This window comes from Streptomyces sp. AHA2 (genome assembly GCF_036857595.1).
In the GTDB taxonomy this organism is placed as follows: Bacteria; Actinomycetota; Actinomycetes; order Streptomycetales; family Streptomycetaceae; genus Streptomyces.
This window is the reverse complement of the sequence record NZ_JAUQWJ010000012.1, coordinates 143,891-169,130: the sequence shown is the minus strand read 5'-3', so window position 1 is coordinate 169,130 and position 25,240 is coordinate 143,891. Positions and strand designations below refer to the sequence as shown.

The window sequence follows — 25,240 nt, the reverse complement described above, 5'->3', positions numbered from 1 at the left end:
TGGTGCATACGGCTTACAGGTGCGCGAGCTTCTCCAGCACGGGGGCGGCGGCGCGCAGTTTCGCCCACTCGTCCTCGTCGAGGTTCTCCGCGAGCGAGGCCAGGAAGGCGTTGCGCTTGGCGCGGCTCTCCGCGAGCATCGCCTCGGCCTGCTCGGTGCGGGTGACGACCTTCTGGCGCCGGTCCTCGGGGTGCGGCTCCAGCCGGACCAGCCCCTTGGCCTCCAGCAGCGCCACGATGCGGGTCATCGACGGCGGCTGGACGTGCTCCTTGCGGGCGAGCTCGCCCGGTGTGGCGCGGCCGCACAGGGACAGGGTGCCCAGCACCGACATCTCGGTGGGGCTGAGCGACTCGTCGACCCGCTGGTGCTTGAGACGGCGGGAGAGCCGCATCACGGCGGAGCGGAGGGCGTTCACGGCGGCAACGTCGTCGCCATGGCTGAGGTCCGGCATGTTCGTTAGTTTAACTCATTACTCTCGCTAAGGACCACCGGTGACGCACCTCTCCGGCCGTGACCCCCGCCACTACGCCACGAGATCACTCATTCGGGTGATCCGGTGGCGGAATGCGACACACCGCCCCGAACGGTGCCGCGACCCTCATGGCCATGGGGACCAGCGTGCTCAGCCTGCGAATAGACCACGACCTGCTCGAACGGCTCCGGCACCATGCCGCGAAAAGGGGAACGAGCGTCCAGGACTATGTCGTCCGGACGCTCGTTCGGGATGACTTCGACCAGCGGTTCCAGGCCGCGGTCGAGGAGACGGAGCGGTTCTACGGGTCACCCGGCTCCGAGGACGGCGATCAGGTCAGACCCAGCGCCGGCATCAGGTAGTAGAAGGCGAACACCGCCGCCACCGCGTACATCGCGGGCGGCACCTCGCGGCCCCGGCCCGCCGCCAGGCGCAGCACCGCGAAGGTGATGAAGCCCATGCCGATGCCGTTGGTGATCGAGTAGGTGAACGGCATCATCAGCATCGTCACGAAGGCCGGCACGGCGATCGTGTAGTCCGCCCAGTCGATCTCCTTCACCGATCCGGCCAGGATCAGAAAGCCCACGGCGACCAGGGCGGGGGTGGCCGCCTGCGAGGGGACCATCGTGGCGACCGGCGTCAGGAACAGCGCGACGGCGAAGAGAGAGCCGGTCACGACGTTGGCCAGGCCCGTCCTGGCCCCTTCGCCGACCCCGGCCGTGGACTCGACGAACGCGGTCGTCGCCGAGGAGGAGCTGGCACCGCCCGCGGCGACCGCGAGGCCGTCGACGAACAGCACCTTGTTGATGCCGGGCATCTGCCCCTCGCCGTCGGTCAGCTTCGCCTCGTCGGAGACGCCCATGATCGTGCCCATCGCGTCGAAGAAGCACGACAGCAGCACGGTGAAGACGAACAGCACACCGGTCAGCACGCCGACCTTGCCGAAGCCGCCGAACAGGCTGACCTCGCCGATCAGCCCGAAGTCGGGGGTGGCGACCGGGTTGCCGGGCCACTTGGGCGTGGTCAGGCCCCAGCTCGGCACCGTGGCCACGGCGTTGATGACCACCGCGACGACCGTCATCGCGACGATCGAGATCAGGATCGCTCCCGAGACCTTGCGGACGATCAGCGCCAGGGTGAGCAGGACGCCCAGGACGAAGACCAGGACGGGCCAGCCGTCGAGATGCCCGCCGCCGCCGAGCTGGAGCGGGACGGTCGTCCGGGCGGCGTCGGGGATCCGGGAGACGAAGCCGGCGTCCACCAGACCGATCAGCATGATGAACAGGCCGATGCCGATGGAGATGGCCTTGCGCAGGCTGTAGGGCACGGCGTTCATCACGCGCTCGCGCAGACCCGTGGCGACCAGCAGCATCACGACGAAACCGGCCAGCACCACCATGCCCATCGCGTCCGGCCAGGACATGCGCGGGGCGAGCTGGAGGGCGACGACCGAGTTGACCCCGAGCCCGGCGGCGAGCGCGATCGGGACGTTGCCGATCACGCCCATGAGCAGCGTGCTGAACGCCGCGGTCAGGGCCGTGGCGGTGACCAGCTGCCCGTTGTCGAGCTGGTGGCCGTACATGTCCTTCGCGCTGCCGAGGATGATCGGGTTCAGCACGATGATGTAGGCCATCGCGAAGAAGGTGGCGAGACCGCCGCGGACCTCGCGGGGCAGGGTGCTGCCCCGCTCCGAGATCCGGAAGAAGCGGTCGAGTGCGCCGTACATGGGCCCGGCTCCCGGCTGATCAGGGGCGGGGACCTTGGCGGGAGCCGAGGAGGACATGTGCTTGGTGATTCCTACGAAGAGAAGTGGTCAGACACAAACCGTTTCAGTATGAACATATGAGGCCCGGGTCGGCCATCTCCGCGCGTAGACCCGAGCGCCTCGTAAGCTGTCCCCCATGGCGAAGTGGACCCCCCGACACGAGGCGCCGGAGCCCTTGGAGGGCCCCGTGGTCGCCACCATCACCGGCGGCACGATCCTGTGGTTCGTCCTCTTCCTGGTGCAGCTGCCCTTCTACGGCTGGTTCGACGACCACGGCCACACCTGGTGGGTCTGGACCTGCCTCGCCGGCGGCGGGCTCGGCCTCATCGGCATCTGGTACGTCCGCAGGCGCGACGCCGCCATCAAGCGGTCGGCGTCCGGCGCGGCGGCGACCCCGGCACATCCGGCCGGACAGGCGCCCCCGGCCGGATAGGCACCCCCTGGCCTCTCGGCCGCCCGTGGCGCTTCCGGCCGCTCCGGGCCGGACAGGCACCTCTGCTCCGCCCTCCGGGAGACACTCCCCCGGCTCCTCCCTACGCTCGTAGAGAGGCGGGCGGGCGTGCCCGGGGCCGTCGGCGCGAAACCGCCGTCCGACCGGTGAGGAGCGCAGCCATGACGACGCAGAACAGCGCGGCCGACGTCGACCGTGCGCTGAAGGCCAAGCACCGCGCGATGTGGGCCCAGGGCGACTACCCGTCCCTGGCCGCCGAGATCATCCCCGAACTGGGGGCGATCCTGGTCGAGGCGTGCGGGGTGGGCCCCGGCCAACGGGTCCTGGACGTCGGGGCCGGTTCCGGCAACGCCGCGATCCCGGCCGCCCTGGCCGGCGCGGACGTCGTCGCCTCCGACCTGACCCCCGAGCTGTTCGAGGCCGGACGGCTCGTGGCGGAGAGGCAGGGTGCGCGGCTCACCTGGCGGGAGGCCGACGCCGAGGCCCTGCCGTTCGGCGACGGCGAGTTCGACACCGTGCTGTCCTGCGTCGGCGTGATGTTCGCCCCGCACCACGACCGGGCCGCCGGCGAACTCGTCCGGGTCTGCCGCCCCGGCGGCACCATCGGCCTGCTGAGCTGGACTCCCCAGGGGTTCATCGGGCGGATGTTCGCCGTGATGAAGCCCTACGCGCCGCCGCCCCCGCCGGGTGCGCAGCCGCCCCCGCTGTGGGGCGAGGAGGACCACGTGCGCGCGCTGCTCGGCGACCGGGTCACCGACGTGCGCGCCGAGCGCCGGACGGTCCGCGTCGACCGCTTCGCCACGCCCGAGGCGTTCCGCGACTACTTCAAGGAGCGCTACGGCCCCACCATCTCCGTCTACCGGAACATCGCCGGCGAGCCCGACCGCGCCGCCGCCCTCGACCGGGACCTGGTGGCCCTCGCCCGCGACGGCGACCTGTCGGCCGGGCAGGACGGGACGGTCCTGGAATGGGAGTACCTGCTGTTCACCGCCCGCCGGTCCACCTGACGCCGGGCGGCGGGCGGGCGGGGCGACGGCGTACAACTGCCGTACGACCACGGCACGAAGCCGGTCCTTCCCAGGTCGGATCTTCGCCCCGTTCGGCGGGTGAGCCGGCAGAACCGCACGTACCGTCGAAGGCATGACGCATCTCGACGCGGGTGCCCGCACCGACTCCGCGCAGCCGGGGACGATCACCTCACGCGAGACGGGGCTGACCGCGGCCCAGGTCGCCGAACGCGTGCGGCGCGGGCAGGTCAACGACGTGCCGGTGCGCAGCAGCCGGTCGGTCGCGGACATCGTCCGGGCGAACGTCTTCACCCGCTTCAACGCGATCATCGGCGTGCTGTGGCTGATCATGCTGGTCGTCGCGCCGATCCAGGACAGCCTGTTCGGGTTCGTGATCCTCGCCAACACCGGCATCGGGATCGTGCAGGAGTGGCGGGCGAAGAAGACCCTGGACTCGCTCGCGCTGATCGGCGAGGTGCGGCCGACCGTGCGGCGGGACGGGTCCGCCGCGCAGGTCCACACCTCCGAGATCGTCCTGGACGACCTGATCGAGATCGGCCCGGGCGACAAGGTCGTGGTGGACGGGGTGTGCGTCGAGGCCGACGGGCTGGAGATCGACGAGTCGCTGCTCACCGGCGAGGCCGACCCGGTGGTCAAGCACCCCGGTGACCCGGTGATGTCCGGCAGTTTCGTCGTCGCGGGCGGCGGGGCGTTCCAGGCCACGAAGGTCGGCCGGGAGGCGTACGCGGCGCAGCTCGCCGAGGAGGCCTCCCGGTTCACGCTCGTCCAGTCCGAGCTGCGGTCGGGCATCTCCACGATCCTGAAGTACGTCACCTGGATGATGGTCCCGACCGCGATCGGCCTGATCATCAGCCAGCTGGTCGTGAAGCGGAACGCCTTCGACGACTCCGTCGCCCGCACGGTCGGCGGCATCGTCCCGATGGTCCCCGAGGGCCTGGTCCTGCTCACCTCGGTCGCCTTCGCCATCGGCGTGATCCGGCTGGGCCGCAAGCAGTGCCTGGTCCAGGAGCTGCCCGCGATCGAGGGCCTGGCCCGGGTCGACACCGTCTGCCTGGACAAGACCGGCACCCTCACCGAGGGCGGCATGGACGTCACCGAACTGCGCACGCTCCCGGGCGCGGACGAGACGTACGTGCGGAAGGTGCTCGGCGCCCTCGGCGCGTCGGACCCGCGGCCCAACACCTCGCTGAAGGCGATCATCGACGCGTACCCGGCCGTGGAGGACTGGCACTGCACCGAGGCGCTGCCGTTCTCCTCGGCCCGCAAGTACAGCGGCGCCGCCATCGACGAGGGCGGCGGGCGGAGCGGACGGTGGTTGCTGGGCGCGCCGGACGTGCTGCTGGCCGACGACGACCCGGCGCTCGCGGAGACCGTCCGGCTCAACGAGCGGGGCCTGCGCGTGCTGCTGCTCGCCCGCGTCGACCGGGCCTTCGACGATCCCCGTGTGAGCGACGGCGCCGAGCCGGCCGCCCTGGTGGTGCTGGAGCAGCGGCTGCGGCCGGACGCGGCCGACACCCTGCGCTACTTCGCCGACCAGAACGTGCGGGCCAAGGTCATCTCGGGGGACAACGCGGTCTCGGTCGGCGCGGTCGCCGCCAAGCTGGGGCTGTCCGGGACCACCGTGGACGCGCGGCGGCTGCCCGCCGACCAGGACGGCATGGCGGACGCGCTCGACGAGGGCACGGTGTTCGGCCGGGTCACCCCGCAGCAGAAGCGGAACATGGTCGGGGCGCTGCAGTCGCGCGGGCACACGGTCGCCATGACCGGCGACGGCGTCAACGACGTGCTCGCCCTCAAGGACGCCGACATCGGCGTGGCGATGGGCTCCGGCTCGGAGGCCACCCGGGCGGTCGCGCAGATCGTGCTGCTGAACAACAGCTTCGCGACCCTGCCGGCGGTGGTCGCCGAGGGCCGGCGGGTGATCGGCAACATCACGCGCGTGGCGACGCTGTTCCTCGTCAAGACGGTCTACTCGGTGCTGCTGGCGGTGCTGGTCGTGTGCTCCCAGGTGGAGTACCCGTTCCTGCCCCGCCACCTGACCCTGCTGTCGACGCTGACGATCGGCGTCCCGGCGTTCTTCCTGGCGCTCGCGCCCAACAAGGAGCGGGCGAAGCCGAACTTCGTCCGGCGGGTCATGCGGTACGCGGTCCCCGGCGGGGTCGTCGCGGCGGTGGCCACCTTCGCCACGTACCTCCTCGCCCGGGGGCACTACGCGGGGCCGGGAGCGCTGGCCGCGGAGACCAGCGCGGCGACCCTGACGCTGTTCCTGGTGTCGATGTGGGTGCTGGCGATCATCGCCCGGCCCTACACCTGGTGGCGGGTCGCGCTGGTCGCCGCGATGGGCGGGGCGTTCCTGCTGGTGCTGGTCGTGCCGTGGCTGCAGGACTTCTTCGCGCTGAAGCTGGTGGGGATGACGATGCCGTGGACCGCCGTCGGCATCGCGGCGGTGGCGGCGGCCGCATTGGAACTCCTGTGGAGGTGGGTGGACCGCCGCTTCCCCGCGTGACGCGTCAGAGTCTGGGCCACATGCTCTTGCCGGCTGCCAAGTTGCCCTTGCCGTCACCCGCGAACCAGCGCAGATCGCCGTTGTACTCGACGGAGGCCAAGTCGGCCTTGCCATCACCGTTGAAGTCGCCACTGAGCAGGGGTCGGTAGCTGGTCCAGTCCTTACTGGGCCACATCGAGCGGGCCTTGTCGAAGGTGCCGTCAGCCTTGCCGGGGTAGAGGCTCAGACTCCCATCACCTGCCCCGGCTGCTATGTCCTCGCGGCCGTCACCATTGAAGTCCCCTGTGGCGATGCGCTCCTTCTTCCAGGTCTTGTCCGGCCACATGGCCTTCTTCTGGTTGACCAGATCACCCTCTGCATCCCTCTTGTAGCTGTACAGGGAGCCATCCGGCCACTGGAAGACCGGAGTGTCGCGGCCGCGAGTGGCACTGTGCAGGACGGCTGCCGGCAGCAGTTCCTTCCAGGTGGCATCCGTCCACAGCTTCTGCCGCAACCACATGGGGAACGGCAGGCGCCTGCTTCCCATGTACAGATCTCCTGTGTCCCAAACGGTGAGCACCTCGACGCCGGCCTTGTCGGTGAAGTCACCCGCCAGGATCTGCTGCACCCGAGAGTTGCCGAGCGCGGGCAGGTAGGTGCCGAACTGCAGTGATCCGTCAGGACGGCTGTAGAAGACCTGGACGGTGTCGTCCGCCATGAGGGAAGCGACGTCCGTACGACCGTCGCCGTTGAAGTCCGCGGTCGTCATGGCGTCCTTGACGAACTTCTGACGGTGCGTCATGCGCACCTGCTGCACCCAGTCTGCGATGTCGTCCACACGGGCGGCGACAGCCCCGGTGCGCGTCTCGTCGGAATTGAAACAGCCACCACCCCAGGCCGCCGTGACAACGCCCACCAGCCGGCCCTGAGCACTGAGTACCGGGCCTCCGGCATCGCCCGGGCACACGGCTCCACCGGAGGTGGGTGAGATCGCCAGTGTCGTCGAGTCGACGGTGTCCACACGGAAGGCGCTACTGTGCGCCTTCTCAGGCACCCAATCGGTTCTCGTACGGCCGAAACCGACCGTACGGAGCTGATCGCCCGGGGCCGGTGCGGCCGACTCGACCTCAGCCTCGTCCCTGCCGGGGAACGGGCCGTCCAGCGGGTTCTCGACGCTTGGGTCGTCGACACGTGCCATAACCAGGTCGCGGTCCGTGTGCGGTACGAGCTGCAGGATCTTCTGCTTCTCCGGCGCCTGCCCGAGTCGGTTGCCGTCGGCGGTCACGACCGCCGGGTACGGAGGTGCGCCCGCCGCGACCTTCGTGGTGCTGGAAGGGTCGGCGGCGAAGCAGCTGGCGGCGGTGAGCACCCATTGGTGATCCACCAGAGTGCCGGAGCAACTACGTACGTTGTCCTTGCCGAGGGTGAGGTGGATCTTCACGGTGAACTGGTCGGCGCCGTCAGCCACCTGATCACCGCTGACGGGCTGCGCCGTCGACGCACCCAGCACGCTGGCCGCGAGAGCTACCGTCAGTACCCCACCAACCCACGACATGCGCTTGGCACTTGTACAGGGATATGTCACGTTTCCTCGCCTAAGGACGGGCTCTGCCCTGCAGAGATCATTCGGGTCAGTCGGAGTGTCACGCGGGGCGACGGGGGCACCCCGTCAGCCGGTCACGCGCAACTCGACCAGCACGGACCTGGCACCGCCTACGGTGCCTTCTCCCACGGATTCGAAGCCTCCCTGCGGGACGTTGACCGTCGTGGTCTTGCCGTTGGCAGTGAGGTCTGCACTAAGGGGGTGATCCGCCGCTTCCATCGCGAAGACGCGTGGCAGCTCGAGGGTAAGGCGGCCGGTCTTGCCGAGGGCTCTGAAGCAGTAGGTCCCCTGGCGGCCGACCGAGCCGTCCTCGACGGTCATCACTCGGATCTGTTGTGCAGCTTGGTCACATTCCGCCAGCAGGATGCGACCGTCCCCCTGCTTCAATTTGATTCCCTTTTCCGCCATGATGCGGTCGGCGCCGGGATATTTGTAATCCTCAATCGCGACGGGCGGGGTCGGGCCTGACGGTGATTGCGGCGGATCGTCCGCGGAAGCGACTGACATACCAGCGAGCGTGGCACACGCTACTGCGACGCCGGCGATAATCAGTTCTCGGGTGCGAAAAGGCACCGAAGCGTCCCTTCAGGCGCGGCTGCTCACATTACGAAGGCCTCGCCGGAATCAGAATGAAAGTGGAAATAGAATCCAGGCATACGCGACCGGAGTGCGGTCACCGGATACGCCTTGCAACCCGCGCCAACGGGCCCCCGTACAACCCCCTGAAGATATGAGCCTGGAGTGGTCCCGGCTGGTCAGGCCGACACGCGAAGCCAAAGTCGTGGCACAGCGTATGCAGGAGCAGGTCGAACGTCAACACGAATCTTCAAAACCTGCGCCTCCACTCCACCCCCTCGAGTGAAAAGAGCCGAAAAGTCCGTTCTGGGCGTGGCTCGATATTGGAGTAACCGACTGCAGAAGTGATGACTATGCTTATCCGTCGACTATTCGGCGACTCGCTTTCGGGGGTCGTCGCCGATGACGAGATAGGTGTTCAGTGAAACGAAGAACTGACCAGCTCGACAACGCCGGTAAAGTGGCGCGAGTCCTACGCAGAACGGCACTGAGCTTGTTGCCGTTAAGCCTTACGGTCGGCCTGCTGGGCTCTGTGCCGGCAGTGGCCGCCACAGCCGCTCCGAACGGGGCCCGGTACGCCGCAGCGACGTCGGCCGTCACCCCAGCGGACCGCGGTCTTGTCGTGGATTACTGGAGGAGCGGTGGTCCCGGTGTGAGGTCGGCGGCCGAGGCCGCGCTGACCGGCACGGATGCCGATGTGGAAGCCTTCCTGAAGGTCGCGGACGACTTGACCTTCCAGGACGAGCGGGTGAGTGCCGCGAAGATCGCTTCGGTGGGCGGCACGGAGCTGCTGACCGCCGCGCGGAAGGCCTTGGCCGGAACGCGTGATGAGCTGCACGACTTCCTGGACGACGGCTGGGAAGACCCAATGGCTCAGGACAACCGTGTCCGGGTCGCCCAGATCATCGACACAGGCAGCCCGAATGTCCAGAGCGCCGGACGGGCCGCGCTCGCGGGCACCCCTGATGACGTCCGAAAGTTCCTCACGGATGGCCAGTACGTGCAGCGTGAGCAGGACGAGCGGGTGCAGCTCGTGCAGATCGTCAGCGTAGGCGGCACCAACGTGCGTGCCGCTGGACGCATCGCACTGAACGGCAGCGCAGCGGACATCCGAGAGTTCCTCGAAGTCGGCCAGTTCGTCGCTCGCGCCAAAGACCAGGAGCACGCGACAGTCGCCGAACTCGCTCAGCAGGCGAAGGAGGCGGGTAAACAAGCCGCCAAGGCCACCGCGGCGGCCAAGAGCGAGTCCGCCAAGGCAGTACATGCGGCGCAGCTCGCCAAGGAGGCAGCGCAGGAAGCAGAAGCCGAGGCGAAGGCCGCCAAGAACGACACCGACAGAGCCGCACGGGCTGCGAAGCGGGCCGCCACGGCGGCTTCGCAGGCCGCCGCGTCCGCGCAACGGGCGATCGATGCGGCCGACGCCGCGAACAACTCAGCACGCGTCGCGGCCAACGCGGCCTCCCAGGCAGCCGCTGCAGCGGCAGGTGCTTCCCAGGCGGCCTCTCGCGCGCGCAGTGCTGCTGCCGATGCCGCAGTGGACGCGAAGAACGCGGAGGCAGCGCGCAAGGCGGCCAAGGACGCCCACAAAGCGGCTGAGGGGGCGAACCTGGCCGCCGACGCCGCCGATCAAGCGGCGAAGGCGGCCGACGCGGCGGGTGACGCTGCGAAGTCGGCGGCAAGCGCCGGCGCCAACGCCGATCTCGCAGCAGACGCCGCGACAGAGGCGGGCAACTATGCCGGTCAGTCGAGCGCCGCCGCTGCCGAAGCCCGCGCCGCCGCGGCGGCCGCCAAGCGTCATGCGACGGAGGCCAATCGGGCTGCGGCCACCGCCGAATCCCTGGCACGCAAGGCGGCGAAGGCTGCCCGTGAGGCCCGTGACGCGGCGAAGTCAGCCGCCACGCACGCCAAGAAGGCCGGTGATGCGGCTGAGGAGGCGGCCGAGAACGCCGGGAAGGCTGCGCAGGCCGCCACCAAGTCCACGGAGCACGCGAATGCGGCCACCGAGGCGGCGAATGACGCGACCAACGCCGTGTCGAAGGCCCGGGAGATCTTCACCCTCGCCCGCGAGGTCGAGGCAGCCGAGTTGCTCGGTCGCACGAACGCGGGCATAGAACTGGCCAAGGACTACAAGCAGCAGGAGGAGGCCCGTGCGACGGCGCGGGCCGGGCTGGTCAAGTCCTCGAAGGAGCGTGAAGCCGAGCGTGACCGGCTCGTCGCCTCGGCCGCCGAACCCGGTGCCGACCTGACAGCCGTGGCTGACGAGGGACGCGACCTGGCTGTGCGTGTGATGAAGGAAGGCACCGCGTGGGGCCGTGCCGCGGCCGAGGCAGCACTGGCCGGCACTGACGCGGTAGTCCTCGATTACCTGCGCAACGGCTGGCGGACGGCCCAGCAGCAGGACGAACGCTCCTACGTCGAACGCCTCGCCGAGGAAAGCGAGGACAAGGGGGTGCGTGAGGCCGCCGAGGCCGCCCTGGACGGTGATTCCTCCACCATCACCGAGTTCATCGAGACCGGTCAGTACAAGGCGGCTGCCGAAGGCATGCGCGTCGTCATCGCCCAGGTGATCTCCAACGCCGGGCCCGTCCTCAGCGAAGCGGGCCGCAAGGCCCTGGCCACCGGGGACCCCAAGAAGTACAGCGAGTTCCTCGTCACCACGCAGTACACCGCCCGTACACAGGACGAGCGGGTGAGGGCGGCGCAGCTGGTCGACACCGGCACTCCCGAGGTCAAAGCCGCCGCACGGATCGCTCTCGAGGGATCGCCCCAGGCGCTGCATGCCTTCATCGTTTCCGGTCAGTACATGGCCGCTCGCAAGGACCATCTGTCCGCCACGCACATTGCCCGTGTCCAGAAGCTGATCTCAGACGCGGCGAAGGTCGCGGCTACGGCACAGCAGAACGCCGCTACGGCTCAGAAGGTCGCCGCGACGGCCCGCAAGGCTGCCGACAAGGCCATCGAGTGGTCGAAGAAGGCCGACGCGTCGGCGGCCGACGCACGCGAGTACGCCAAGAAGGCCGAGCAGTACGCCAAGGACGCCGAGTCGTCGGCGGCGAGCGCGGCCGCGTCCGCCAAGACCGCCCGTGATGCGGCCAACCGAGCCGACGCAGCGGCGGCCGACGCGGCCAGGTCGGCGGCCGACGCCACGCTTTCCTCAGAGGTTGCTCAGACGGCTGCGTCCAACGCGTCGTATTACGCGGACCAGGCGTACAAGTCGGCGGTCGCCGCCGGCAAGGACGCCGAAGCGGCGCTCAAGGACGCGACTGCCGCCTTCAAGGTCGCCGTGAAGAAGTACCGGGAAGAGGAGGAGGCACGGCGCAAGGCCGCCATCGAGGCCAAGGAGAAGGCGAGCAACGACAACGGGGCACTAGCTCGTCAGATGTACCGTTGCGGACAGGGCTACATTCCTTGCGACCCAGCGGGTTTCGCCCGCTGGTGTCAGCACAACGAGGTCTACTGCGACGTCTTGGCGTACAGTGACGAGTTCGCCGACGCTATGGAAAGTGTCTGGAACGCGGAAAAGGAGCTTCTGGGCCTCGGGAAGCTGGAGCAGTGTTTGGAGAGGGCGGACTTCGAGCACTGCAGAGGGCTCGCTGCGGACGCGCTCGTGGGTGGCAAGCTGAAGGCTCTGGACAAGCTGTACGACCGGCTCACGCTGCTGAAGCGCGGCTGCAAAGTAGTTCCCAAGGCTTCGCGCACTTCGTCGGCCTCACTGGCCACAATACGGTCGACCAAGGCTTTCTCCTCCTCAGCAAAGGCTTCTGGCACCGGGGACTTCGAGTGCTTGGACGGCGTGAAGGATCATGACGTCTACGATCCCGACACCGGAAACCGGATCACGGACATCGACCTCTTCGAGAAGGGTGTGATGTGGGAACTCAAGACGGCCATCTACGCTGAAGAAAAGTGGCTCGACGACAAGGTCAACAAGAAGCTGGCTGCCTACTTGAAGTGCCGAAAGCTGCTCCCCGGCTACGAGAACGCACCCATCGGGTTCCGATTCACCAAGTCCGGTATGGACCCGCGCTTCCGAGCAGCCTTGGAGGAGCGCTTCCGTCAGCTACGGCAAGCCCATCCCGACCTCGACCTTCGACTGGAGATCGCAGATTGAGTTACCCCTTCGAGTACAACGACGAAACGCTCTGGGACGCGGGCTACCACAGCGGACGGCTGTACGAGTCCCTCGCCCAGGGAGCAGCCGGCTTCCTGGCGGTGCCGTCCGGGCTCACGCCCAGCCCGCAAGGGGGCTGCACGGTCGATCGCGACGTATTTCAGGCGTTCGTCCAGCGGTTGTACGACCTGCGCGCAGCTACCTCAGCTGAGGTCCTACGAGGACTGACGAACGGTCTGCTCGTCACATCGCTTGTACTGCTCAACCGGTCCGGTGGCTCGATCGCGCTGAACCCGGAGGATGCGACTGCCCTGGGCGAGGCCACGTCGACCCTCGCACGTTCCATGGCGTCCTAGCGCACATCGCCTCACCCTGGTCGGGGTGCCGTTTCCGAGACGGCACCCCGACCTCACCACATGCAGGCGGAGGCACTCAGTCGAACCACCGGTCCCGTGCCAGTTCCCGGGTGCGGGACGGGTCCTCCAGGAGGGCCGCCACCTCGAAGCGCCGGGGCCACTGGCCCGCCGCCCAGGCGAGTCCCGCGGCGACGCCCTCCAGGGTGGCCGCGTGCAGCACCCCGTCGTCGGTCAGCCGCCAGTCGATCTCCACACCGTCCACGACGAGTTCCTCGTGCTCGACGTAGGAGGCCGGGGTCCGCGCCCCGAGCAGCGTCCGCACCGGCTCCGGAACCTCGTGCTCGGTGCCCTCGGAGGTGACCTCACCGGTGACGGACTCGCTGAGCCGCCGCACCTGGAACAGTTCGGCCAGCTCCGCGGCCCGGCTGGGACGTACGGGCAGCAAGGGCACGCCCTCGGTGAACGGCAGCAGGTCGGGCGAGTCGCACACGACCGCCTCGGCCGCGTCCACCACCTCCACCCGGCCGTCGACGACCGCGCGGAGGTCGTCCGGGAGCGTCACCTGCTCCGGGTCCAGCTCGGCCAGCGCCCCGTACAGGGCGTGCAGTTGGGGAGCCGACACCTCCCGCTCCGGGTCGGCCAGCCGGTCGAGCAGTTCGGCGGCGCCGCCGGGCTCGTCCAGCAGCGCGGCGACGGACGTCCGCACGCCCAGCGCCCGCAGCACCTGCTCGTCCTCGAACCCGGTGGCGTCGGCCTCCTCGTACAGCCCGCGCAGCAGCGGGTCGCCACCGGCGGAGCGCAGGCCGGCCGGGCGGCGGCCGTCCAGCACGGGGTTCCCGCGCAGCCACCAGGCGGTGTACGGCCGGACGACCTCGTGCGTCCCGTCGTGCAGCAGGATCCGCACGGGCTCCACGAGGGCGTCCCGCAACGGCGGCCGGGACAGCAGGGCCAGCGCCTGCGGCCACTTGTCCTCGTCGACCAGGTCCAGGTCCCGGACGGCGACGATCTCGGTCGCCACCGGCGGCACGGGGCTGTCGGGGAACCGGTCGAGGACGTCCTCGCACCACACGTCGACGGCGTCCAGCAGCCCCGGGTCGTCCGGCTCGGCGAAATCGCCCTCGCGGGGCTCCAGTTCGTCCGGGTCGAGGACGACGTCGGTGGCGCGCACCAGGGCGAAGTTCACCAGCACCCCGCACGCGGCCAGCGGCTGCTCACCCCAGCGAGACGCCAGCTCGGCGTCCACGCGGGCCAGTTCGCCCTCCCGCATGACCCGGGCGAACGGCCCGCCCGGGTAGACCAGTTCGCAGGCCGGGGCCGGTTCGCCGTCCTCGTCGGGCAGGGCGAGCGCGCCGAGCCAGGGCTCCTCACCGGGCTCCAGACCGGCGTCCCGGACCAGGCCGAGCACGGTGTCGGCCAGTTCCTCGGCGTCGAGGACGTCGTCCTCCCAGTTCACCCCGCCCTCGTCGTCCAGGGAGGCGGCGACGGCGGCCCTCACCTGCGGGGTGGTGAGCACGGCCCGCGGGGTGGCGGGCAGCGCGCCCAGCTTCTCCAGGATCGGGTGGACGGCGTCCGGGTGGGCGACCTTCAGCCCCAGCCGGGCCAGGACCTCCGGGTCGATGCGGGCGGTTTCCGGACCGGGCAGCAGCACCTGCCGCGGCCCGATCGTGGTACGCCCGGCCCCGGTGCCGGACGCCTCGGGGCCGCCCCCGGCCAGCGGCACCGGCAGCCCCGACAGCCGGTCCGGGTCGACCCCGGCGAGGCTGTCGTAGAGCCGCCGCCACCAGCCCGGCTCCTTCTCCAGCCCGGCCAGCCGGTCGATCGCGTCGGTCAGCGGGATCCGGGCGACGCCGAGGGTGCGCAGCTCGGCGCGGCGTTCGAGCCCGGCGGGCAGCAGCGTGGGCAGCACCTCGGCGAGGACCCGTACGGCGTCGGCGCCCGCGCCCTCGACGAGTTCGGCGTCCCGCGGCCGCAGGGACTCCGGCAGGTCGTCATCCTCCCGGGGAGGCAGCGCGGGCGGCAGGAAGGCGGTGCGCGGCAGCCGCCGGAGGACGGCGTGGCGCAGGGCGCCGTCCAGTTCGCCCTTGCCGAGCGGGCCGGGCACCAGGTCGATGATGCCGGTGGTCACCGGCCGCCAGGCGGCGAGGAGTTCGGCGTAGGCGTCGGCGGCGCGCTCGACCAGGAAGTCGGTCAGCGGGCCGGGGGCGGCGTGGCGGCGCGTGGAGTCCAGCGGGAACGAGGCGATGAGCAGGGCCGGGACGCCGAGCGGCTCGTCGCTGGGCGTGGGGGCGTGCACCACCGGGCTGGTGCGCGGGCGGGCGGGGGTGCCGTCGCCGTCGACCGGCACGGCCCAGGTGACCGACCAGTGCGGGCGCAGCCGTTCCTCCACGGGCCGGTCGGCGAGCAGTTCCGGGTCGAGGGCGCCGTGGGCGGCGGCGATGCGCCAGTGGGTGACGCCGTCGCGGGAGTCGTCGACGACGGTGAAGGGACCGTCGGTGCGGCGGACGAGGGTGCGCGGGGTCTCGTCGCCGATCTCGACGACGACCTCCTCGAGCCCGGGCAGGGCGAGGAGCAGCGCGTCGTCGACGGACCGCAGCAGCCGCTCGGCGAGATCGGCGGCGGCGGTGTCGCGCAGCGGCAGGATGACGGCCGTGTCGTACGGGGCGGGGGCGGTGCCCTCGGCGGCGAACGGCAGCCGCAGCAGCGGGACGTGACCGTCGCGGCGGCGGACCTCGTCGCCGAGGCCGGGGCTGTGCCGCGCGGTGTCGGCGGCCAGGTCCCTGGCCTCGGCGAGGGACCAGCGCACCCCGCCGTGCCGGCCGACGACGGCGGGCTCGTCGGTGACGGACAGCACGGCCGCGAATCCCACGCCGAAGCGTCCGACGGAGGGAGTGTCGCGTTTGGCCGACGCCCGCAGCGTGGACAGCGACTCCACGCCGGCCGCGTCCAGCGGGGCACCGGTGTTGGCGGCGACGAGCACCCCGTCGCGCAGTGTCAGCCGCAGCCGCCCGGCGGCTCGGGAACGGGCCGCGGCGTCGGCGGCGTTCTGGGCGAGTTCGACGACGAGCCGGTCCCGGTAGCCGCCCAGGACCAGGTCCTCCTCGGCGTTGGCGTCCTCACGGAACCGGGCCGGGCTGGTGGCCCAGGCGTCGAGGACACCGCGCCGCAGCCGGGCCGTGCCGAAGGGATCGGCACCCTCGGCGGCGGGGCGCACGAACTTGCTGCTCACGTTGACTCTCCTCATCGGCCCTGATCGGCGTGAGGTCGAAGGTACCGCTCCCCGGCGGGGCGGTGAGACGGCAGTGAGCGGCGCGGACCCGGTGCGTCGGGCGTCAGGACCCGGAGGCGTACGGCACGAACGCCGCCCACGCGTCCGGGGTGACGGTGATGCGGGGGCCCTCGGTGTCCTTGGAGTCGCGGACGTGGACGGTGCCGGGGGTGAGGGCGAGTTCGACGCAGGAGTTGCCGTCGTTGCCACCGCTGTAGCTGCTCTTGAACCATGCCAGCTCAGAAGCGTCCCCGGCGATGGTCTTGCGGATCATGTTTCTCCCAGCAGTTCTTCGATGAAGGCTGTTGACTCGCGTGGAGAGAGTGCCTGAGCCCGGATCGTGCCATACCTCAGCTCAAGAATGCGTAGGTGCCTCGGATCGGAGGTCGGCCGACCGCTGAAGGCTCCGTCGGAGCGTCCTACCGCCGTGCCGTCCGCGAACTTCATCAGTTCGATCCTGCCGTCCATCCCCGAGTGGGTGTCACAGTTCATCGGCATCACCTGAAGCACGACATTGTGCAACCGCCCCACCTCCCACAGGCGTTCGAGCTGTCGGCGCCATGCCATCCTCCCCCCGATGGGGCGGCGCAGGACCCCCTCTTCCAGGACGAAGCTGAGGGCCGGGGCCGGGTCACGCTCGAACACCGCCTGCCGAGCCAGGCGAGCGGCCACCATGCGTTCCACATCGTCCGGCGAGTACGGAGGCTGTGCGGCCCCGATCACAGCTCGCGCGTGCTCCGGTGTCTGCAGCAACCCTGCGACGATGTTGCACTCGTACAGCCCGATCTCGACCGCCTTCGCCTCCAGCTTCCCCAGCTCCCGAACCTTCTTCGGATACCGGACCTTCTTCACGTCCTCCCAGGCCGCCGCGATGAGTCCGCCCGCGCCCAGGATCTCGTCCGCCTTGTCCAGGAACTCCTGGCGGGGGATCCGCTTGCCACCCTCGATCTTGTAGACCATGTCCTCGCCGTAGCCGACCACCTGGCCGAACTCGGCGGCCCGCATCCCCGCCGCCTCACGCCGCAGCTTCAGCTGCCTGCCGACGGTGGTGATGACCGCGACGCCCCACTCGTCGTCCGGGTCCACCTCCCAACCCGGCTCGTCCGCCTCGCTCTTGAGCCGACCCGCCCCCGCCTCGACCGCCGTCATGCCGCACCTCTTCCTCGGAACCGTCCGTGACGCACCCGGCGCCCTACCCGCGCGGGACGCCGGTGCAGCCAGGAAAGCACCGGACAGACACCGGACAGTGACCATAGACGCACAGCCGGTGACCACACGCCGGCGTGCGGATCACGCCCCACCGGAACCCGCGTTCCGAGGCTCCGGTGCCGTCGGCGCCTTCCAGAACAAGCACCTCGGGGAGGAAGCACCCCACCAGGCCCCACCCTTTCCCGCCCGAGGCGCACGCTCACTCGGGCGGGTGGACATCACCGGCTGAACTGGATTCTCGGTCCCCCGGCGGCTCTACGCTCAGCGCACACAACCGAAAAAACTTCGGCCCCCGCCGGGACGGCAATCCCAGGGCGAGGGCCTGACCACCAAGGAAGAAGCACCTTCCCGATGGATGCCCAAAACCCTCGCGCGCCCGGTCAGCCGCCGACCGCGATTCGACCCGTTCGCGTCACCGCGCGGGCGGCGTCGTCCACGACAACACCCGCCACACCACCCGCTTCGTGGTGATCGAGGCTCTGCTGGAGCACCTGGGGCTTTGAAGGGAGGCCGGCGGCGCCACCGCCGGCCTCGGGTGCGCTACGAGTGGCCGAGGTCGGCCGCGGCCTCGTCGTCCGTGACCGGCACCGAACCGGAGTCCGGGGCCGGGCGGAGCGGGAAGGGGTCGACGCGGGTCTCGTCGACGACCGGCGGGGCCGGCTGCGGCGGGCGCGGCATGACGGCGGCCTCGGAGTGGCCGCCGCAGCCGTAGGCGAGGGAGACCAGCCGGCCGTCGGCCGGGGAGAACTCGTTGGCGCAGGCGCCGAACGCCTGGCCGAGGGAGCCGCCGATGGGCACGAGGAAGCCGCAGCTGACACAGGAGGCGGGGGCCGACTGCGCCATGGGGGTCTTGGCGCCGAACGCCTCCTCCCAGCGGTCGGCCGCGGTGTGCAGCCCGTACCGGGACAGCACCCGGGCGCGGCGCATGCCCAGCTCCTCCGCGACGGCGGCGATGGAACCGCGCGAGGGGGCGAGCGGGAGGCGGGCGGGGGCGTCCCCGGTGACGTCGGCGTCCTCCGCCTCCACCAGGTCGGCCATCTCGTGGGAGACCGCGGAGTTGGGCGGCGGCTCGTCCTCGCCCGAGTAGCCGGGCTCCAGACGCAGGTCGTCGGCGTCCGTGGGGAGCAGGTCGCCCGGGCCCAGGTCGCCCGGGCGCAGCCGCTCGCTCCACGGCACCCACTCGGGCGCCAGCACCGCGTCCGGTCCGGGCAGCAGGACCGCCTCGTCCACGGTGACGATCTTCGCGCGGGACGCCCGGGCCACCGTCACGGCCCAGCGCCAGCCCCGGTAGCCCAGTTCCCGGCATTCGAAGAAGTGCGTGACAACGCGGTCCCCCTCGGAGACCGCACCCACATGCTCGCCGACGATCCCCGGCGCGGCGGCCTCCTCGGCGGCGGCGCGGGCGAGGTCGACGGCCTCGGCGCACAGACGGTCAGGGGTGCGGCTTCGCGTTGTCGCTGCGCTCACAGGTATCGCTTCTCTCCATACGCCGTCTCACGAGTGCGCCACTCCCGGCGCGGGGACGGACGGAGCGGACCGGGGGACCGCGTCGACGTCCTTCATCCATTTTGCGGGATGGCTGAGATACGCACGCTACCCTTCCGCCCCACTGCGCGTACACCGACGGTCCTGTTCCCCGCCGGACCGGTCATCGCCGATCACCCCCGGACAGTCACCCCAGAGGCCCTATACAAGCGGTAATGGCACTAGCCACAGCCGTATCGGGGCACTATGACGTCGTGGCAGCCGCGAAGACGCCCCAGGGCGCCACCGGGACCGGTGGGTCGAAAGGGGTCAAGACAACCAGCCGACCGCACGCACCGGGCCGTCGGGGCGGCCCCTTCCGCGCGTTCGGGCGCGCCCTGCACTTCCCGGTGACCGGGACCGCCCGCGGCATCCGCAAGGCCACCCACGCGCACGGCGCCGGCGAGTCCGGCCTCGGCAAGCTGATCGAACTGCACGGCGTGAACGGCGCCGGCGACGTCATGATCACCGTCGCGCTCGCCTCGACCGTGTTCTTCTCCGTGCCGACCGACGAGGCGCGCGGGCGCGTCGCGCTCTACCTCGCCATCACGATGGCGCCCTTCACCCTTCTCGCCCCGGTCATCGGCCCCCTCCTGGACCGCGTCCCGCACGGCCGCCGCGCCGCGATGGCCGGCGCGATGTTCGCCCGGGCGCTGCTGGCGATCGTGCTGTCCGGCGCCGTCGCCAGCGGCAGCCTGGAGCTGTACCCGGCGGCGCTCGGGGTCCTCGTCGCCTCGAAGGCGTACGGCGTGGTCAGAAGCGCCGTGGTGCCCCGGCTGCTGCCACCGCGCTTCTCCCTGGTGAAGGCCAACTCGCGGGTCACCCTGGGCGGCCTGCTCGCCACCGGCATCGCCGCCCCCATCGGTGCGGGACTCCAGCAGATCGGCCCGCGCTGGCCCCTGTACGGCGCCTTCCTGATCTTCGTCGCGGGAACGTTCCTGTCGTTCACGCTGCCGCCGAAGGTCGACTCCGCGAAGGGCGAGGACCGCGCCCTGCTGGCGGCCGACGAAGAGCACCTGCACGGGCCGCACCGCCGGCCGGTCAAGCGCCCCGGGCTGCGCACGGTCGGCCCGGCCGTCACCCACGCCCTGGCCGTGAACGCCTCCATCCGCTGCCTCACCGGGTTCCTGATCTTCTTCCTCGCCTTCCTGCTGCGCGAGCACCCGATCTCCGGTCAGAGCGCCGCCGTGTCCCTGGGGATAGTGGGCGTCTCCGCGGGCGCGGGCAACGCGCTCGGCACGGCCGTGGGGGCGTGGCTGCGCTCCCGGGCGCCGGAGATCATCATCGTGACGGTGGTGGCGTGCGTGCTGGGCGCGGCGGTCACGGCCGCGGTGTTCTTCGGGGCGATCCTCGTCGCCGTGCTGGCCGCGATCGCGGGGTTCGCGCAGGCGCTGGCCAAGCTGTCCCTGGACGCGCTGATCCAGCGGGACGTGCCCGAACTGGTCCGCACCTCGGCCTTCGCCCGCTCCGAGACCCTGCTGCAGGTGTCCTGGGTGCTGGGCGGGGCGATCGGCATCGTCATGCCGCTCAACGGCACGCTGGGCCTGGCGGTGGGCGCCGCCATCGTGGGCACCGGCTGGCTGGCGACCGTCCGCGGCCTGGTCGACTCGGCGCGGCGCGGGAGTACGGGGCGGGCGCGGGTGGCCTAGCGACCTGAGTCGGAGATTCGTCGAGGATCTCGTCGGCGGTCTTGGCCCAATGGCGTCGCGAGGCAGAAGGGAGTCGTCGGACAGGCCCTGGGGACTGCCGTCCGGATCACTGCGCGGACCGGGGCCCGGCACGCGCGCCGGTGAGGCGCCGCGCGGGTGGTGCGGGCGCGCCGGACCCCGCGTGGGCGGTGCGACCCGCGGGCCCGATAGCCTTCGCCCATGAACACGTTGCAATCCGCTGTGCGACGCCGCCGCGCCGTCGCCGCCGCCGGCGTCGTATCCGCCGGACTGCTCGTCCTGTCGGCCTGTGACAAGCCGACGTCGATGGCCACGCTGACCGTGGGCAGCGACTCGGTGAGCTCCGAGGCCACCTGCGGCGGCGAGGGCAAGGCCCTGAAGTCGTCCGCGCTCACCCAGTGCCTGAAGGACAAGGGCATCGAGAGCATCTCCGTCGACCCGGACGAGACCGTCCGCTTCGGTGTCGACCCGGAGATCGCCGACGAGGGCTGGACGATCCTGATGAACGGTCAGCCGCTGACCGAGGCCAGCAAGAAGACCTACCGCACGATCCCGGGCAGCGTGTTCTTCAACGCCCAGTACGGTGCGCAGGGCAACTCGACGCTGGTGTCCATCAAGGCCGGCGAGAAGGACACCCAGGGCCTTTGGAACTTCAAGCTCGAGAAGGACGCCTGATCGCTGCCGCTGAGCCCCGCCGGGTGCTGGTCGCCACCGCGGTTCCCGTGGAACGGGACGCGGTGGCCGCGGGCCTTGGCGGCGGCAGCGGCACGGACGTGATCGCCGCCGGGGTCGGGCCCGCGCTCGCCGCCGCCTCCACCGCCTCCGCCCTCACCGCCGCCGCCCTGCGCGGCACCCCGTACGGCCTCGTCGTCTCCGCCGGGATCGGCGGCGGGTTCCCGCCCGCGGCACCCGTGGGGTCGCTCGTGATCGCCGACGAGATCGTCGCGGCCGACCTGGGGGCGCAGACCGAGGACGGCTTCCTGTCGGTCACCGAGCTGGGCTTCGGCACCGTGCGGCACGAGCCGCCCGCCCCTCTGGTGCGGCGGGCCGCCGAGGCCACCGGCGCCCCGGCCGGGGCCGTGCTGACCGTGTCGACCGTGACCGGCACCGCCGCCCGGGCCGCGGCGCTGAAGGAGCGGCACCCCACGGCACTCGCCGAGGCGATGGAGGGCTTCGGCGTCGCCGAGGCCGCCGGCGCGCAGGGGGTGCCCGTGCTGGAGATCCGGGCGATCTCCAATCCCGTCGGACCGCGCGACCGCGCCGCCTGGCGCATCCCCGACGCCCTGGCGGCCCTCACCGAGGCGTTCGGGAAGCTCGCGCCCGTACTGGAGAGTTGGAACCGGCATGACCGCTGAGCAGCTGCAGATCGCGTACTCCCCCTGCCCGAACGACACCTTCGTCTTCGACGCCCTGGCCCACGGCCGCGTCCCCGGCGCTCCCGCCCTGGACGTGACCTTCGCCGACATCGACGTCACCAACGGCATGGCCGAGCGCGGCGAGCACGACGTGCTGAAGGTGTCGTACGCCGTGCTGCCCTACGTCCTGGACGACTACGCCCTGCTCCCCTGCGGAGGCGCCCTCGGGCGGGGCTGCGGGCCGCTGGTGCTGACCCGGGAGGCCGGAGCCGACCTGACGGGGCGGACCGTCGCGGTCCCGAGCGAGAAGTCGACCGCCTACCTGCTGTTCCGGCTGTGGGCCGCGGACACCCTGGACGGCGGGGTCGGCGAGATCGTCGTCATGCCGTTCCACGAGATCATGCCGGCCGTGCGGGACGGGAAGGTCGACGCGGGGCTCGTCATCCACGAGGCACGCTTCACCTACCGCACCTACGGGCTGCACAAGCTCGCCGACATGGGCGAGCACTGGGAACGCACCACCGGGCTGCCGATCCCGCTCGGCGCGATCATCGCCAGGCGGTCGCTGGGCGAGGAGAGGCTGCGGCTGCTCGCCGACTCGGTCCGGGCGTCCGTGCGGGCGGCCTGGGACGACCCCGAGGCGTCCCGGCCGTACGTCATGGAGCACGCCCAGGAGATGGACCCGGCCGTGGCCGACCAGCACATCGGGCTGTACGTCAACGAGTTCACCGCCGACCTCGGCGAGGACGGCTACGCGGCCGTGCGCGGGCTGCTGACCCGCGCGGCGGCCGAGGGGCTCGTCCCGCCCCTCGGCCCGGACGCGCTGCGGTTCCCCTGAGCCCGCGGTACCGGGCTCAGACGTCCAACTGGTCGGCGACCGCGCGCAACAGGCCGGCGATCTTCTTGCCGGCGGTCTTCTCGGGGTAGCGGCCCCGCTCCAGCATCGGCGTGATGTTCTCCAGGAGCGTGGTCAGGTCCTGGACGATCGAGGCCAGCTCGTCGGGCTTCTTGCGGGTCGCCGCCGCGACGGACGGGGTCGGGTCCAGGATCGTCAGCGACAGCGCCTGGTCGCCGCGCTGTCCGGCGACGACGCCGAACTCCACGCGCTGGCCCGGCTTGAGCGTCTCGACTCCGGCGGGGAGGACCGAGGAATGGACGAAGACGTCACCGCCGTCGTCGCGGGAGAGAAAGCCGAAGCCCTTCTCACTGTTGAACCACTTGACCTTGCCGGTGGGCACGTCTGTCCTCGTCCTCGTACTCGTCGGAAAACTGCTTCTGAAACGGCTCTGGATAGCACTCGGGCGGGTCCTACGACCCGCCGGTACCAAGGCTAATGCTCTTGCAGCCGGTGACAAGACGTCACCCGGCTGTTCCCTCGCGCTGGGAACTACCCTGGTCGGGTGCGTGACAAAACCCAAACGAATTCCGCCGCTCCCGGCGACCGCCTGGTCCGTACCGGAGCCGTCGTCTTCTTCATCGGTGCCGTGGCCACTCTGGTCACGGTCGCCCCGTTGTTCCTCGGGACGACGCCCTTTCCGACGTACATGTTCGGATTGAGCATGCTCATGGCGGTCGGTTTCCTGACGGCCGGGGCGGGGGTACTGCGTTCCGTGGCGGCCGGGCGGCGTCAGGCGCGCGCGGGACGGTAGTCCGAAATCCACCGCGGGAATTCGGTCAGGTCGCCGAGCACCACGTCCGCGCCCGCCGCGCGCAGTTCCTCCGGGGAGCAGGGGCCGGTGGCCACCGCCACCGAGAGCGCGCCGGCCGCGCGGGCCCCGCGGACGTCCCCGACGTGGTCGCCGACGTAGACGCCCGCGTCGTGCTCGCGCAGGGCCTGCGCCTTCTGCTCGGCCCACAGGTCGCCGACGACGGCGTCGGGCTCGATGCCCAGGTGGGCGAGGTGCAGCTTGGCGTTGGGCTCGTACTTGGCGGTGACGACGATCGCCCGTCCCCCGGCCCGGCGCACGGCGGCGACGGCCTCGCGGGCGCCGGGCAGCGCGGGGGTCGCCTCCACGGCGAACGCCGGGTACATCTCCCGGTACACGTCCGCCACGGCCGGCACCTCCTCGGCCGGGAACCAGTTGGCCAGTTCCTCGGCCAGCGGCGGTCCGAGGCGGGTGACCGCGAGGTCGGCGTCGATGTACACGCCCGTCCGCTCCGACAGCGCCCGGTAGCAGGCACGGATGCCGGGGCGGGAGTCGATGAGGGTCATGTCGAGGTCGAAGCCGACGGTGAGCGCGGGCAGGGTGGTGGAAGCCATATGGGCCATTGTGCCCGCGCGCCGCGGCCGACGACCGCCGCCCTGTGGGCGGCCGCCGCGCCGCGGCCGCCGCGCCGCGGCCGGTCATCCGCGGCGCCGGGAACGCCAGACGAGGAACAGGGCCGAGGTAACGGCCGCCGCCCGGACCACCCACGGCCAGGTCTGGGCCACCGCGTCGTTCAGGTGTCCCTCGGCGACGGGGTCGCCCCAGCGGCCGTTCATCCGGCCCCAGAGCCAGACCAGTCCGCCCGCCGCGCACAGGCCGGGCAGGACGGCGACCGTCCACTTGGTCTCCGCCGGGGTGAGGCGGCGCGAGGCGTAGGCCAGGAGCCAGCCGAGCAGCAGGACGAACCAGTTGCCGAGCACCGCGCCCGCCACCAGGAGCGCGGCGGCGACCAGCAGGAACGGGTTGCTCCAGCCCGTCGGGGGCAGGCGCGGGAAACGGCGCCGGCCACCGGTGTCCGTGGCCGCCGCCTCGACCGCCGGGGCGGCCTCCGCGTCCGCCGGCCCGTGCGGCCCGTCCTTCTCCGGCTTGCGCTGCGGCGGCGGCTTGAGCAGGTCGGGCAGTTCCACCCCGCCCACGAACCCCGGCACCTCGTCGCCCAGCCCGAACGGACTGCCGTCCACGCGCCACCAGTCCGGCTCGACCCGGCTGTCACCGAGTTCGTGCGCCGCGGCCAGGTGCGGCGGGGCCGCTCCCTCGGCGGGGGCCGGCCGGGCCTCCTCGCCGGTCCGGGCCTGGCGGGGGCGCGGGACGACGCGCCGGGCCCCCCTGGGCCGCTCGCCCCGCCCCTGCGGCTCGCGTTCGCGCTGCACGGGAACGGCGGCGGAGGCGGTCTGCGGCGCGGCACCGGCCGGTCCGGCGCCGCTGCCGTCGGCCGCCGCCGCCACGACCTCGTCGGGGCTGCCCAGCCGGGTCAGGATGCGGCGTACGGCGGCGGGCGAGTCGACGGTGGCCTTCGCACGGCACCGGTCGATCTCGTTGCGCAGATCCGCGACCAGGCGCATCCGGGTGGCCGAGGACAACTGCTGTTGCTGGGCCACGTCGCCGACGCGGCTCAGATACTCGTAAACGACCTGGTCGCTCTCAATCCCCACGAAGTCCCCTCCGGG

At 71.3% G+C, this 25,240-nt stretch carries 22 protein-coding genes; 11 read left to right on the top strand and 11 right to left on the bottom strand.

Going from position 1 to position 25,240, the window contains the following annotated elements:
* Positions 1–13: 13 nt before the first annotated feature.
* Positions 14–451: a MarR family winged helix-turn-helix transcriptional regulator gene (locus tag Q5694_RS24035; protein WP_333935351.1), complete on the bottom strand. Its 438-nt coding sequence runs from the start codon at positions 449–451 to the stop codon at positions 14–16.
* 149 nt (positions 452–600) lie between these two features.
* Here Q5694_RS24035 and Q5694_RS24030 point away from each other — a divergent pair, with 149 nt between their 5' ends.
* Positions 601–834, top strand: a complete 234-nt coding sequence (locus Q5694_RS24030; RefSeq protein ID WP_333935394.1) for a ribbon-helix-helix protein, CopG family — start codon at positions 601–603, stop codon at positions 832–834.
* Here the strand turns inward: Q5694_RS24030 and Q5694_RS24025 are convergent.
* On the bottom strand, positions 804–2,255 hold the full coding sequence (locus Q5694_RS24025; RefSeq protein ID WP_333935350.1) for an NCS2 family permease: 1,452 nt from the start codon (positions 2,253–2,255) through the stop codon (positions 804–806). The genes Q5694_RS24030 and Q5694_RS24025 overlap by 31 nt on opposite strands.
* A 118-nt stretch (positions 2,256–2,373) precedes the next feature.
* Between Q5694_RS24025 and Q5694_RS24020 the strand changes: the two genes are divergently transcribed.
* From Q5694_RS24020 to Q5694_RS24010, 3 genes are all read left to right on the top strand, one after another.
* Complete coding sequence (locus tag Q5694_RS24020; protein WP_333935349.1) at positions 2,374–2,670, top strand: DUF2530 domain-containing protein; 297 nt, start codon at positions 2,374–2,376, stop codon at positions 2,668–2,670.
* A gap of 179 nt (positions 2,671–2,849) precedes the next feature.
* Positions 2,850–3,695: a class I SAM-dependent methyltransferase gene (locus tag Q5694_RS24015; protein WP_333935348.1), complete on the top strand. Its 846-nt coding sequence runs from the start codon at positions 2,850–2,852 to the stop codon at positions 3,693–3,695.
* A gap of 133 nt (positions 3,696–3,828) precedes the next feature.
* On the top strand, positions 3,829–6,222 hold the full coding sequence (locus tag Q5694_RS24010; RefSeq protein WP_333935347.1) for an HAD-IC family P-type ATPase: 2,394 nt from the start codon (positions 3,829–3,831) through the stop codon (positions 6,220–6,222).
* A gap of 4 nt (positions 6,223–6,226) precedes the next feature.
* Here Q5694_RS24010 and Q5694_RS24005 read toward each other — a convergent pair whose 3' ends face one another.
* Positions 6,227–7,756, bottom strand: coding sequence for an FG-GAP-like repeat-containing protein (locus tag Q5694_RS24005; protein ID WP_333935346.1), 1,530 nt, complete (start codon positions 7,754–7,756; stop codon positions 6,227–6,229).
* Positions 7,757–7,870: 114 nt separating this feature from the next.
* Complete coding sequence (locus Q5694_RS24000) at positions 7,871–8,311, bottom strand: hypothetical protein (RefSeq protein ID WP_333935345.1); 441 nt, start codon at positions 8,309–8,311, stop codon at positions 7,871–7,873.
* A gap of 490 nt (positions 8,312–8,801) precedes the next feature.
* Here Q5694_RS24000 and Q5694_RS23995 point away from each other — a divergent pair, with 490 nt between their 5' ends.
* Entirely contained in the window at positions 8,802–12,491 is a 3,690-nt protein-coding gene (locus tag Q5694_RS23995; protein ID WP_333935344.1) for an ALF repeat-containing protein, read from the top strand.
* Positions 12,488–12,847, top strand: coding sequence for a DUF6086 family protein (locus Q5694_RS23990; protein WP_333935343.1), 360 nt, complete (start codon positions 12,488–12,490; stop codon positions 12,845–12,847). Before Q5694_RS23995 ends, Q5694_RS23990 begins: the two co-directional genes overlap by 4 nt.
* 76 nt (positions 12,848–12,923) lie before the next feature.
* Here Q5694_RS23990 and Q5694_RS23985 read toward each other — a convergent pair whose 3' ends face one another.
* From Q5694_RS23985 to Q5694_RS23970, 4 genes are all read right to left on the bottom strand, one after another.
* Positions 12,924–16,088, bottom strand: coding sequence for a sacsin N-terminal ATP-binding-like domain-containing protein (locus tag Q5694_RS23985; protein ID WP_333935341.1), 3,165 nt, complete (start codon positions 16,086–16,088; stop codon positions 12,924–12,926).
* Between the two features lie 88 nt (positions 16,089–16,176).
* The gene (locus Q5694_RS23980) at positions 16,177–16,386 is read right to left on the bottom strand and encodes a DUF397 domain-containing protein (RefSeq protein WP_333935340.1); all 210 of its coding nucleotides are present in this window, start codon (positions 16,384–16,386) and stop codon (positions 16,177–16,179) included.
* Complete coding sequence (locus Q5694_RS23975; RefSeq protein WP_333935339.1) at positions 16,383–17,261, bottom strand: helix-turn-helix domain-containing protein; 879 nt, start codon at positions 17,259–17,261, stop codon at positions 16,383–16,385. Before Q5694_RS23975 ends, Q5694_RS23980 begins: the two co-directional genes overlap by 4 nt.
* Positions 17,262–17,861: 600 nt before the next feature.
* Positions 17,862–18,788, bottom strand: a complete 927-nt coding sequence (locus Q5694_RS23970; RefSeq protein ID WP_333935338.1) for a DUF3027 domain-containing protein — start codon at positions 18,786–18,788, stop codon at positions 17,862–17,864.
* Between the two features lie 272 nt (positions 18,789–19,060).
* Here Q5694_RS23970 and Q5694_RS23965 point away from each other — a divergent pair, with 272 nt between their 5' ends.
* The 4 genes from Q5694_RS23965 (at position 19,061) to Q5694_RS23950 (ending at position 22,705) form a co-directional block, all read left to right on the top strand.
* Positions 19,061–20,494 carry an MFS transporter gene (locus tag Q5694_RS23965; RefSeq protein WP_333935337.1) on the top strand — a complete coding sequence of 478 codons (1,434 nt, stop codon included), beginning with the start codon at positions 19,061–19,063 and terminating at the stop codon, positions 20,492–20,494.
* A gap of 219 nt (positions 20,495–20,713) precedes the next feature.
* A complete protein-coding gene (locus Q5694_RS23960; protein WP_333935336.1) occupies positions 20,714–21,187 on the top strand; it encodes a DUF2771 domain-containing protein in 474 nt (157 codons plus the stop codon).
* Positions 21,157–21,867, top strand: coding sequence for a futalosine hydrolase (locus Q5694_RS23955; protein WP_333935335.1), 711 nt, complete (start codon positions 21,157–21,159; stop codon positions 21,865–21,867). Before Q5694_RS23960 ends, Q5694_RS23955 begins: the two co-directional genes overlap by 31 nt.
* Positions 21,857–22,705 carry a 1,4-dihydroxy-6-naphthoate synthase gene (locus tag Q5694_RS23950; RefSeq protein WP_333935334.1) on the top strand — a complete coding sequence of 283 codons (849 nt, stop codon included), beginning with the start codon at positions 21,857–21,859 and terminating at the stop codon, positions 22,703–22,705. The genes Q5694_RS23955 and Q5694_RS23950 overlap by 11 nt, the downstream gene beginning before the upstream one ends.
* A gap of 16 nt (positions 22,706–22,721) precedes the next feature.
* Here the strand turns inward: Q5694_RS23950 and Q5694_RS23945 are convergent, their stop codons facing one another.
* A complete protein-coding gene (locus Q5694_RS23945) occupies positions 22,722–23,105 on the bottom strand; it encodes a cold-shock protein (protein WP_010035896.1) in 384 nt (127 codons plus the stop codon).
* Positions 23,106–23,267: 162 nt separating this feature from the next.
* Between Q5694_RS23945 and Q5694_RS23940 the strand changes: the two genes are divergently transcribed.
* A complete protein-coding gene (locus Q5694_RS23940; RefSeq protein WP_333935333.1) occupies positions 23,268–23,516 on the top strand; it encodes a hypothetical protein in 249 nt (82 codons plus the stop codon).
* On the opposite strand, the gene Q5694_RS23935 is transcribed toward Q5694_RS23940, so the two are convergent.
* Together Q5694_RS23935 and Q5694_RS23930 are read right to left on the bottom strand one after the other, a co-directional pair.
* Positions 23,495–24,127, bottom strand: coding sequence for an HAD family hydrolase (locus tag Q5694_RS23935; protein WP_333935331.1), 633 nt, complete (start codon positions 24,125–24,127; stop codon positions 23,495–23,497). The two genes, Q5694_RS23940 and Q5694_RS23935, sit on opposite strands and share 22 nt — an antisense overlap.
* 84 nt (positions 24,128–24,211) lie before the next feature.
* Positions 24,212–25,225: a hypothetical protein gene (locus Q5694_RS23930; protein ID WP_333935330.1), complete on the bottom strand. Its 1,014-nt coding sequence runs from the start codon at positions 25,223–25,225 to the stop codon at positions 24,212–24,214.
* Positions 25,226–25,240: the final 15 nt, after the last annotated feature.